Consider the following 12541-nt stretch of genomic DNA (forward strand, 5'->3'; position numbering starts at 1 on the left):
GACCGCCGCGTGCTCGCGTTTCAAACTCCGGCTTGCCGTCAGTCCTGGCGGCGCCGACAAAATGGGAACTTGGGATGGCACTCTCCTTCACGGAAAAGAAACGTATCCGCAAAAACTTCGGCCGTATTCCCGAAGCCATCGAAATGCCAAACCTGATCGAGGTTCAGCGCGAGTCCTACGAAGCCTTCCTCCAGATGAACACGCCGCGCGAGAGCCGCACGGATGATGGCCTGGGCGGTGTCTTCAAGTCGGTCTTCCCGATCACGGACTTCTCCGAGCGCGCCACCCTCGAATACGTCTCCTACGAATTCGAGCAGCCCAAGTTCGACGTTGAAGAGTGCATGCAGCGCGACCTGACCTATCAGGCGCCGCTGAAAGTGCGCCTGCAGCTGGTCGTGTTCGATGTCGATGAAGACACCGGCGCCCGCTCCGTCAAGGAAGTCAAAGAGCAAGAGTGCTATCTCGGCGACATCCCGCTGATGACCGAGAAGGGCACGTTCGTCGTCAACGGCACCGAGCGCGTCATCGTCTCCCAGATGCACCGTTCGCCGGGCGTCTTCTTCGACCATGACAAGGGCAAGACCCACGCCTCTGGCAAGCTGCTGTTCGCGGCCCGCATCATCCCGTATCGCGGTTCCTGGCTCGACTTCGAGTTCGACGCGAAAGACATCCTGAACATCCGTATCGACCGCAAGCGCAAGCTGCCGGCGACGACGATCCTGTATGCGCTTGGCTACACCACCGAGCAGATCCTCGACGAGTTCTACTCCCGCTCGATCTTCCGCCTCGACAAGAAAGGCTGGATCACGAGCTTCCGGGCTGACGCCTGGAAAGGCGTGAAGCCGGAATACGATCTGATCGACGCGAAAACCAAGAAGGTGGTCGCCGAGGCTGGCAAGAAGATCACCGCGCTCAAGGCGAAACGCATCGCCGAAGGCGGCACGGACGAAATCCTCGTTCCGTCGGAAGCCCTCGTCGGCAAATTCCTTGCCCGCGACGTGGTGAACCTCGAAACCGGCGAAATCTTCGGCGAAGCCGGCGACACGCTGGAAGAAGAAGCCATCGCCGAAATGCGCGATTACGGCCTCAAGATGATCGAAGTGCTCGACATCGATGCGGCCGGCCGTGGCCCCTGGCTGCGCAACACGCTGAAGGCAGACAAGAACGAGAACCGTTTCGAAGCGCTCTCGGACATCTACCGCGTGATGCGCCCCGGCGAGCCGCCGACGCAGGAAGCCGCCGAAGCGCTGTTCGGTCAGCTCTTCTTCGATTCCGAGCGCTATGATCTCTCGGCCGTCGGCCGCGTGAAAATGAACATGCGCCTGTCGGTCGCCGTAAAGGAATACGAATCGGCGGAAGACTCGATGCGCGTCCTGCGCAACGACGACATCATCGGCGTCATGAAGGTCATCCTCGACCTGAAGGACGGCAAAGGCGAAGTCGACGACATCGACAACCTCGGTACCCGCCGCGCCCGTTCTGTCGGCGAACTGATGGAAAACAACTACCGCATCGGTCTCGTGCGCATGGAGCGTGCGATCAAGGAGCGCATGGGCGCGGTCGATATCGACACCGTCATGCCGCACGACCTGATCAACGCTAAGCCGGTTGTGGCCGCCGTTCGCGAATTCTTCGGCTCCTCGCAGCTGTCGCAGTTCATGGACCAGACCAACCCGCTGTCCGAGATTACCCACAAGCGCCGTCTCTCGGCCCTCGGCCCGGGCGGTCTGACGCGCGAGCGTGCGGGCTTCGAAGTGCGCGACGTGCACCCGACCCACTATGGCCGCATCTGCCCGATCGAGACGCCGGAAGGCCCGAACATCGGTCTGATCAACTCGCTGGCAACCCACGCCCGCGTGAACAAATACGGCTTCATCGAAAGCCCGTACCGCAAGGTGGTCAAAGGCAAGCTGACGTCGGACGTCGTCTATCTGTCGGCCATGGAAGAGTCGATCTACAAGATCGCCCAGGCCAACGCGACGGTGAACGCGAAGGGCGAGCTCGTGAACGAGTTCGTCAACGCCCGCGTCGCGGGTGAAGCGACGATGGTGGCGAAGGAAGAGGTCCAGTACATGGACGTCTCGCCGAAGCAGGTCGTCTCGGTCGCTGCCTCGCTGATTCCGTACCTCGAGAACGATGACGCCAACCGCGCGCTCATGGGTTCGAACATGCAGCGTCAGGCTGTGCCGCTGATCAAGTCGGAAGCGCCGTTCGTCGGCACCGGCATGGAAGCGGTCGTGGCCCGCGACAGCCGCGCCGCCATCGTTGCCCGCCGGGCAGGGGTGGTCGAGCAGGTCGACGCGCTGCGAATCGTGGTGCGTGCGACGGAAGACCTCGACGGCTCCAAGTCGGGCGTCGATATCTACCGTCTCGCGAAGTTCCGCCGCTCGAACCAGAACTCGTGCATCAACCAGCGCCCGATCGTGAAGGTTGGCGACACGGTGTCGAAGATGGACATCATCGCCGATGGTCCGTCGACGGATCTTGGCGAACTGGCGCTCGGCCGTAACGTGCTCGTCGCGTTCATGCCGTGGAATGGCTACAACTTCGAAGACTCCATCCTGATCTCCGAGCGCATAGTAAGTGACGACGTTTTTACCTCGATCCACATCGAGGAATTTGAAGTTGCCGCCCGCGACACGAAGCTGGGTCCGGAAGAGATCACGCGCGACATTCCGAACGTCGGTGAAGAAGCGCTCCGCAACCTCGACGAAGCCGGCATCGTTGCCGTCGGCGCCGAAGTGAAGGCGGGTGACATTCTCGTCGGCAAGGTCACGCCGAAGGGCGAAAGCCCGATGACGCCGGAGGAAAAACTCCTGCGCGCCATCTTCGGTGAAAAGGCATCCGATGTTCGCGACACCTCGCTGCGCGTGCCGCCGGGCGATTCCGGTACGGTTGTGGATGTCCGCATCTTCAACCGCCACGGCATCGACAAGGACCAGCGAGCGCTGCAGATCGAGCGTGAGCAGATCGAACAGCTGCAAGAAGACAAGGAAGACGAACAGTCGATCCTCGAGCGCAACACTTATGCGCGTCTGAACGAGCTGCTCGTCGGCAAGGAAGCCGCAGCCGGCCCGAAAGGCTTCAAGCCGGGCCGCATCACGGAAACGGCTCTGGACGAGCTGTCCGAGAAGCAGCTTTGGGACATCGAGCTGAAATCGGAGAAGGCGCAAGCCGAACTGAAAGCCCTGCGCGAACAGTTCGACGCCTCGATCCGCGAACTCGAAGCCCGCTTCAACGACAAGGTCGAGAAGGTCCAGCGCGGCGACGATCTGCCTCCGGGCGTGATGAAAGTCGTCAAGGTCTTCCTGGCCGTGAAGCGCAAGCTTCAGCCGGGCGACAAGATGGCCGGCCGCCACGGTAACAAGGGTGTTGTCTCCAAGATCAACCCAATCGAAGACATGCCATTCCTCGAAGACGGAACACCGGTCGATATCGTTCTCAACCCGCTCGGCGTGCCGTCGCGGATGAACGTCGGCCAGATCCTCGAGACGCACACGGGCTGGGCCTGCCGTGGTCTCGGCCGGATCATCGACAAGGCGCTCGACGAGTTCCACCAGAAGCAGGACATGAAGGGCCTCAAGAAGGCGCTCGAGACGGCTTATGGCAAGAACCAGGATATGCCGGAAACTGACGCCGAGATCGTCGAACTGGCGAGCAACCTCGTCAACGGCGTGCCGATGGCAACGCCGGTGTTCGATGGCGCCCGCGAGGAAGACATCAACGATATGCTGACCCGTGCGGGTCTCGACACGTCGGGCCAGGTCCGTCTGTTCGACGGGCGTACCGGTGTGGCGTTCACCCGCCAGGTCACCGTCGGCTACAAGTACATCCTCAAGCTCCACCACCTTGTGGACGAGAAGATCCACGCCCGTTCGACCGGTCCGTACTCGCTCGTCACGCAGCAACCGTTGGGCGGCAAAGCCCAGTTCGGCGGCCAGCGCTTCGGCGAGATGGAGGTCTGGGCCCTCGAAGCTTACGGCGCAGCCTACACCCTGCAGGAAATGCTGACTGTGAAGTCGGATGATACGGCAGGCCGGGCCAAGGTCTATGAATCGATCGTCCGCGGTGACGATACGTTCGAGGCCGGCATCCCGGAGAGCTTCAACGTGCTCGTCAAGGAAATGCGCTCGCTCGGCCTCAATGTGGAGCTGATCGAAGAAGGCGGCGGAGATGCCGACGAAGAGGCGCCGGTGGCCGCCGAATAGTCACGTCGCTTAGAGTTAAGGCCCCGCGGGAAGTCCGGATCTTCCGGCGGGGCCGAGCCTGATACCGGATTTTTCAGGGCAGGGGGCTGAAGCCTCCCAACGCCCACCCCAAGGAGCAGACACCCGATGCGCCAGGACGTCGCCAACATGTTCAACCAGAATACGCCCGCCCCGAGCTTCGAGGCGATCCGTATTTCGATTGCGAGCCCGGAGAAGATCAAGTCGTGGTCTTCCGGCGAAATCAAGAAGCCCGAGACGATCAACTATCGTACGTTCAAGCCCGAGCGCGACGGCTTGTTCTGTGCGCGGATCTTCGGACCGACCAAGGACTACGAGTGCCTTTGCGGCAAGTACAAGCGCATCAAGTATCGCGGCATCGTCTGCGAGAAGTGCGGCGTTGAAGTCACCCTGGCGCGCGTGCGCCGTGAACGGATGGGTCACATCGACCTCGCCGCGCCGGTTGCGCACATCTGGTTCCTGAAGTCGCTTCCGTCCCGGATCGCGACCCTCGTCGACATGCCGCTGAAGGATGTCGAGCGCGTTCTCTACTTCGAGAGCTATGTCGTCATCGAGCCCGGCCTGACCGAGCTCGAGCCGAAGCAGCTGCTGACCGAAGAAGAGTACATGGACGCCCAGGACCGTCTGGGCGAGGACTCCTTCACCGCGATGATCGGCGCCGAAGCGATCCGCGAGATCCTGAAGTCGCTCGACCTGCCGACACTGGCTGACCAGCTGCGCGATGACCTGCGGGATTCGACGTCGGAGCTGAAGACCAAGAAGGCTTCGAAGCGCCTCAAAGTGGTCGAGTCGTTCCTGCAGTCGAAAGCCAAGCCGGAATGGATGATCCTGACGATCATCCCGGTCATTCCGCCGGACCTGCGCCCGCTGGTCCCACTGGACGGCGGTCGCTTTGCGACCTCCGACCTCAACGACCTCTACCGCCGCGTGATCAACCGGAACAACCGCCTGAAGCGCCTGATGGAGCTTCGCGCGCCGGACATCATCATCCGCAACGAGAAGCGCATGCTTCAGGAGTCGGTTGACGCCCTGTTCGACAACGGCCGCCGCGGCCGCACGATCACGGGCACCAACAAGCGCCCGCTGAAGTCGATCTCGGACATGCTGAAAGGCAAGCAAGGCCGCTTCCGCCAGAACCTTCTCGGCAAGCGCGTCGACTATTCGGGCCGTTCGGTCATCGTGGTCGGCCCGAATCTCAAGCTGCACGAGTGCGGCCTGCCGAAGAAAATGGCGCTCGAACTGTTCAAGCCGTTCATCTACGCGCGCCTCGATGCGAAGGGCCTCGCCGGCACGGTGAAGGCTGCGAAGAAGCTCGTCGAGAAAGAGAAGCCGGAAGTCTGGGATATCCTCGATGAGGTCATCCGCGAGCACCCGGTCCTGCTCAACCGCGCGCCGACGCTGCACCGTCTGGGCATCCAGGCGTTCGAGCCGAAGCTGATCGAAGGCAAGGCCATCCAGCTGCACCCGCTCGTTTGCGCCGCATTCAACGCGGACTTTGACGGCGACCAGATGGCTGTCCACGTTCCGCTGAGCCTCGAGGCCCAGCTGGAATGCCGCGTGCTGATGATGTCGACGAACAACATCCTCTCGCCCGCCAACGGCAAGCCGATCATCGTTCCGTCGCAGGACATCATCCTCGGCCTCTACTACCTGTCGCTGGACCGCAATGGCGAGCCGGGCGAAGGCATGAAGATCTCCGATGTGGCCGAGATGGAGCACGCGCTCGATGCCGGCCTGATCTCGCTTCACACGAAGATCAAGGCGATGTATGACGGCATCGATGCTGACGGCAAACCGCGCCGCTATGTCATCGAAACGACGCCTGGCCGCTTCATGGTGGCAAACCTGCTGCCGCGTGCCAAAGGCATCGGTCCGGAACTCGTCAACGCCGTGCTCACCAAGAAGGCGATCGCGAAGATCATCGACGAAGTCTACCGCCTGTGCGGTCAGAAGGCGACGGTCATCTTCTGCGACAAGGTCATGGAGCTTGGCTTCCGCGAGGCCTGCAAGGCCGGTATCTCCTTCGGCAAGGATGACATGGTCATTCCGGAAGCGAAGAAGAAACTGGTCGACGCCACGAAGGAACAGGTTTCCGAGTATGAGCGTCAGTATGCGGATGGTCTCATCACGCGCGGCGAGAAGTACAACAAGGTTGTGGACGCCTGGTCGACCTGCACCGACAAGGTTGCAGACGCCATGATGGACTCGGCTGCGAAGCCGCAGGCCGCCAAGGGCGACCGCAAGGCCCAGGTCAACTCGATCTACATGATGGCTGATTCCGGTGCACGCGGTTCGAAGAACCAGATGAAGCAGCTCGCTGGTATGCGCGGCCTCATGGCCAAGCCGTCGGGCGAGATCATCGAGACGCCGATCATCTCGAACTTCAAGGAAGGTCTGACCGTTCTTGAATACTTCAACTCGACCCACGGTGCCCGTAAGGGTCTTGCCGACACGGCTTTGAAAACGGCGAACTCGGGTTACCTGACCCGCCGTCTCGTCGACGTGGCCCAGGACTGCATCATCAACGAGGATGATTGCGGCACCGAAAAGGGCATCGACATCTCGGCCGTCATGGAAGGCGCCGATGTGGTGGTCTCCATTGCCGAGCGTCTGCTCGGCCGTGTGTCGGCAGAAGACGTCAAAGGCGCCGACGGCAAGCTGGTCATTCCGGCCAACACCTATATTGACGAAGACGTTGCCGCCGCAATCGAAGCGGCTGCGGTCGACCGGGTCAAAGCCCGCTCGCCGCTCACCTGCGAAGCCAAGAACGGCATCTGCGTGGCCTGCTATGGCCGCGACCTTGCCCGCGGCACGCCGGTCAACCGGGGTGAAGCGGTCGGCGTCATCGCCGCCCAGTCCATCGGTGAGCCTGGCACGCAGCTGACGATGCGTACCTTCCACATCGGCGGTGCGGCACAGGTTGCCGACCAGTCGTCGCTGGAAGCCAGCTTCGAAGGCACGGTCCGGTTCGTCGACGGCGAATACGTCACCCGCAAGGACAAGACGATCGTCGTGGTCGGTCGCCGGATGCAGGTCGAAATCGTGGACGGCGAAGGCCGCACGCGCCAGTCGTTCCGCCCGGCTTACGGTACGCGCCTGATGGTGAAGGACGGGGCGAAAGTGACGCCGGGCATGCTGCTCGCCGACTGGGACCCGTTCGCTCAGCCGATCGTGTCCGAAGTGGCCGGCGAAGCCCGCTTCCTCGACCTTTCGGATGGTCTCACCGTTCGCGAGGAAACCGACGAAGCGACCGGCATCTCGGCCCGCGTCGTCATCGACCCGCGTGCGACGTCGAAAACGTCCGATCTCAAACCGTCGATCCAGATCGTCGGCAAGGACGGCAAGCCGATCAAGCTGCAGAACGGTTCGACCGCGACGTACGTTCTGTCCGTGGGCGCGATCCTTTCGGTCTCCGATGGCGACAAGATCGAGCCCGGCGATACGCTGGCCCGTGTCACGACCGGTGGTGCGAAGACGAAAGACATCACGGGCGGTCTGCCGCGCGTGGCGGAACTCTTCGAAGCCCGCCGTCCGAAGGACCACGCGATCATCGCGGATGTCGATGGCCGCGTCGAATACGGCCGCGACTACAAGAACAAGCGCAAGGTCACGATCGTGCCGCTGGAAGAGGGGCGTGCCCCGATCGACTACCTGGTTCCGAAGGGCAAGCACCTTGCGGTCCAGGATGGCGACTTCATCAAGCGCGGCGAGTTCCTGATGGACGGCAACCCCGCCCCGCAGGACATTCTGTCCACGCTCGGCGTCGAAGCGCTTGCCAACTATCTCATCGATGAGGTCCAGAAGGTGTATCGCCTGCAGGGCGTGCCGATCAACGACAAGCACATTGAAGTGATCGTCCGTCAGATGCTGCAGAAGGTCGAGATCGTCGATGGCGGTGACACGCCGTTCATCGTCGGCGAGCACATCGATCTTGCCGAGTTCGAGGAGGCCAACGACCTGGTCCGCCGTTCGCGCAAGAAAGACCAGCGCGAAGCAACGGCAACGCCGCTGCTGCTCGGCATCACGAAGGCATCGCTCCAGACTCGCAGCTTCATCTCGGCCGCCTCGTTCCAGGAAACGACCCGCGTGCTGACCGAGGCCGCTGTCCAGGGCAAGACCGACACGCTCGAAGGCCTGAAAGAGAACGTCATCGTCGGACGTCTCATCCCGGCCGGCACCGGCGGCGGTATCCGCCAGTTCCGCCGCGTGGCCGCAGAGCGCGATGCCAAGCTGAAGGCGAAACGGGCCGCCGCCATGGCCAAGGCCGAGGAAAACCTCGTGCTGACCGGCCTGCCGGCCCCGGACAAGTCGGAAGCCTGATCCTGTCCTGAATTGGGTCGCACCGGCCCTTGAACCCACAGGAAAAGCCTGCCAGTTCTGGCAGGCTTTTTCATTTCCGGGCGAGGCCGTCATGAACTTCTCGAAAGCTGATCTGGCCGGGGCGGGGTGCGCGTTGGCTGCCATCGGGCTGGTGGCCTGGATGTGTTTCAGCAGCTGGGGCGGCGTTTTACCCTTCTGAAGGGCAAATCCCGGGCCCGGTTTGCAGCCTGCTGCCCTTGACGCGCGCCGCGCGCGAGTCTACACGCCGCCAAATCGTCAGAGAGGTAAACGGGCGTTTCGTCCGCCAGCCGTACCGGCCGCAGCGATGCACCGGTCAATCTGACCTCCAATTTCCCGCCGTCCCGAATGCCACACGCGGCCTTCGGGGCAGTTGTTATTATCGGCCCCCGGGCCATCATGTATGAAGAGACAGTAGGCCCGAATGCCCACAATCCAGCAGCTGATCCGCAATCCGCGCGAGCCGAAGCGCACGCGTACGAAAACTCCCGCCCTGAAAGCCTGCCCGCAGCGCCGCGGCGTCTGCACGCGCGTCTACACGACGACGCCGAAGAAGCCGAACTCGGCGCTTCGTAAAGTGGCCAAGGTGCGGATGACCTCCGGATTTGAATCGCTGTGCTACATCCCGGGCGAAGGCCACAACCTTCAGGAACACTCCGTGGTCCTGATCCGCGGCGGCCGCGTGAAAGACCTTCCGGGCGTGCGCTACCACATTGTGCGCGGCGCCCTCGATACCCAGCCCGTCAAGAACCGTAAGCAGCGCCGCTCGCATTACGGCGCCAAGAAACCGAAATAAGAGAGCGCGAGTCCATGTCACGTCGTCACCAAGCCGAGAAGCGCGAAGTCCTTGCGGATCCGAAGTACAAGGATCTCGTGGTTTCGAAATTCATGAACCAGATCATGCGCGACGGCAAAAAATCGGTCGCAGAACGCATCGTTTACGGCGCGTTCGAGCTGGTCGAAACCCGTTCGAAAAAAGACCCGATCGAAGTCTTCCACAATGCCCTCGAAGCTGTAGCGCCTTCCGTTGAAGTGCGCTCGCGCCGGGTCGGTGGTGCAACGTATCAGGTTCCCGTTGAAGTGCGCACCGAGCGCCGCCAGGCGCTTGCGATCCGCTGGCTGGCTGCTGCCGCTGCTGGCCGCAACGAGAACACGATGCGTGAGCGTCTTGCCGGCGAGCTCATGGATGCTTCGCAAGGCCGCGGCAATGCCGTGAAAAAGCGCGAAGACACGCACCGCATGGCAGACGCCAACAAGGCGTTCGCACACTACCGCTGGTAACCAGCACTAACTGTCCGGGCGGAAGAGGTTGCTCGCCCGGGCGAGCCACCCTTTTCAGCTACCTGGAACACTGAACACGAAGGTTTACACTATGGCCCGCGAATACCCGCTGGAGCGCTACCGGAACTTCGGCATCATTGCGCACATTGATGCCGGCAAGACCACGACGACTGAGCGCGTCCTCTATTACACGGGCAAGTCGCACAAGATCGGCGAAGTGCACGATGGCGCGGCCACCATGGACTGGATGGAGCAAGAGCAGGAGCGGGGCATCACGATCACCTCGGCTGCCACCACGACGTTCTGGGAGCGCACCGAAGACGGCTCGACGGCCCAGTCCCCGAAATACCGTTTCAATATCATCGACACCCCCGGACACGTCGACTTCACGATCGAGGTCGAGCGTTCGCTGGCCGTGCTCGACGGCGCCGTCGTGCTGCTCGATGGCAACGCCGGCGTTGAGCCGCAGACCGAAACGGTCTGGCGCCAGGCCGACCGCTACAAAGTTCCGCGCATCGTTTTCGTCAACAAGATGGACAAGACTGGAGCGGATTTCTACAATTGCGTCTCGATGATCCGCGACCGTACGGGTGCAACGCCCGCACCTATCCAGCTGCCGATCGGCGCTGAAAGCAGCCTCGAAGGCCATATCGACCTCATCACGATGAAGGAATGGGTGTGGGAAGGTGAAGACCTCGGCGCATCCTGGGTCCTGAAGCCGATCCGTGAAAGCATGCAGGCTGAAGCCAGCGAATGGCGCGCCAAGCTCATCGAGCTGGCCGTCGAGATGGACGACGCGGTCATGGAAGCCTTCCTCGTCGATGGCACCGAGCCGGACGTCCCGACGCTGCGCGCCCTGATCCGCAAAGGCACGCTCGGACTGAAGTTCGTTCCCATCCTGTGTGGTTCGGCGTTCAAGAACAAAGGCGTCCAGCCGATGCTGAACGGCGTCGTTGACTACCTGCCGAGCCCGCTCGATGTGCCGGCTTATCTCGGGTTCAAACCGGGCGACGAGACGGAAACGCGCAACATTCCGCGCTCGGCCGATGACGGCCAGCCGTTTGCCGGTCTGGCCTTCAAGATCATGAACGATCCCTACATGGGCACCCTGACCTTCACCCGGATCTATTCGGGCAAGCTGTCGAAGGGCGATGCGTTCCTGAACGCCACCAAAGGCAAGAGAGAGCGCGTCGGCCGCATGGTCATGATGCACGCCAACAAGCAGGACGAGATCACGGAAGCCTTCGCTGGCGATATCGTGGCTCTGGCCGGCCTCAAGGAAACCACGACCGGTGACACGGTCTGCGATCCGTCGCAGCCCGTCGTTCTCGAAACGATGACCTTCCCGCAGCCCGTGATCGAGATTGCCGTCGAGCCGAAAACCAAGGCTGACCAGGAAAAGATGTCGGTGGGTCTGCAGCGCCTGGCGGCCGAAGATCCGTCCTTCCGCGTCGAGACGGATTTCGAATCCGGCCAGACGATCATGAAAGGCATGGGCGAGCTTCACCTCGACATCCTGATCGACCGCCTGAAGCGCGAATTCAAGGTCGAAGCCAATATCGGCCAGCCGCAGGTGGCTTACCGTGAGAAGCTCGGCCGCGCAGCGATGATCGACTTCACGCACAAGAAGCAGTCGGGCGGTACCGGCCAGTTCGCCCGCATCAAGCTCGAGTTCGAACCGCTTGAGCCGGGCTCGGGCTTTATCTTCGAAAGCGCGATCGTTGGCGGTGCGGTGCCGAAGGAATACATCCCGGGCGTCAGCAAGGGTCTCGAAATGGCCAAGGAAAACGGGCTTCTCGCCGGTTATCCTGTGACCGACTTCCGGGCCCGGTTGGTGGACGGCGCTTTCCACGATGTCGACTCGAGCGTGCTCGCGTTCGAAATCGCGGCCCGTGGCGCATTCCGCGAGCTGAAGGGCAAGGCCGATCCGCGCCTGATGGAACCGATCATGAAGGTCGAAGTCGTGACGCCCGAGGACTACATGGGCGACGTGATCGGCGACCTGAACTCCCGCCGCGGTCAGATCCAGGGCTCCGAAGCCCGGGGTATTGCCACGGCCATCACGGCGATGGTGCCGCTTGTGAACATGTTTGGCTACGTGTCGAACCTTCGGGGCATGTCGCAAGGCCGCGCACAGTTCACCATGCTGTTCGATCACTATGACGAAGTCCCGCGCGCTGAAGCGCAGAAAATCATTCAGGAAGTCTCGGGCTCGTAACCGGGTCCCTCAAGTTCAGAACAAAGGAGAGGCCCCATGGGCAAGGCAAAGTTTGAGCGTACGAAGCCGCACGTGAACATTGGCACGATCGGTCACGTTGACCACGGCAAGACGACGCTGACGGCAGCGATCACGATCGTTCTGGCGAAGTCGGGCGGTGCAACGGCGAAGAACTACGCCGACATTGACGCGGCGCCGGAAGAGAAGGCGCGCGGCATCACGATCAACACGGCGCACGTCGAGTATGAGACGGCGAACCGTCACTATGCGCACGTCGACTGCCCGGGCCACGCTGACTATGTGAAGAACATGATCACCGGCGCTGCCCAGATGGACGGCGGCATCCTGGTGTGTTCGGCCGCTGACGGCCCGATGCCGCAGACCCGCGAGCACATCCTGCTGTCGCGCCAGGTCGGCGTGCCGTACATCATCGTGTACATGAACAAGGCCGACATGGTCGACGACGAGGAGCTGCTCG

The 12541-nt window shown here is 62.1% G+C and carries 6 protein-coding genes; all 6 read left to right on the forward strand.

Annotated features, from left to right (window positions below; translation table 11 throughout):
• The first annotated feature begins 74 nt into the window (after positions 1–74).
• The gene (gene rpoB, locus GC148_RS14245; RefSeq protein WP_291071739.1) at positions 75–4208 is read left to right on the forward strand and encodes a DNA-directed RNA polymerase subunit beta; all 4134 of its coding nucleotides are present in this window, start codon (positions 75–77) and stop codon (positions 4206–4208) included.
• 126 nt (positions 4209–4334) lie between these two features.
• Positions 4335–8546: a DNA-directed RNA polymerase subunit beta' gene (rpoC, locus tag GC148_RS14250; protein WP_291071741.1), complete on the forward strand. Its 4212-nt coding sequence runs from the start codon at positions 4335–4337 to the stop codon at positions 8544–8546.
• Positions 8547–8988: 442 nt separating this feature from the next.
• Positions 8989–9360, forward strand: coding sequence for a 30S ribosomal protein S12 (rpsL, locus tag GC148_RS14255; protein WP_011647831.1), 372 nt, complete (start codon positions 8989–8991; stop codon positions 9358–9360).
• A gap of 14 nt (positions 9361–9374) precedes the next feature.
• On the forward strand, positions 9375–9845 hold the full coding sequence (gene rpsG / locus GC148_RS14260; RefSeq protein WP_291071743.1) for a 30S ribosomal protein S7: 471 nt from the start codon (positions 9375–9377) through the stop codon (positions 9843–9845).
• A gap of 91 nt (positions 9846–9936) precedes the next feature.
• Positions 9937–12063 carry an elongation factor G gene (fusA, locus tag GC148_RS14265; RefSeq protein ID WP_291071745.1) on the forward strand — a complete coding sequence of 709 codons (2127 nt, stop codon included), beginning with the start codon at positions 9937–9939 and terminating at the stop codon, positions 12061–12063.
• 36 nt (positions 12064–12099) lie between these two features.
• On the forward strand, positions 12100–12541 hold a 442-nt coding region (locus tag GC148_RS14270; RefSeq protein WP_291071747.1), incomplete at its 3' end, for a GTP-binding protein.

Origin of the sequence: Hyphomonas sp., from assembly GCF_016125515.1 — a bacterium.
Lineage (GTDB): Bacteria > Pseudomonadota > Alphaproteobacteria > Caulobacterales > Hyphomonadaceae > Hyphomonas.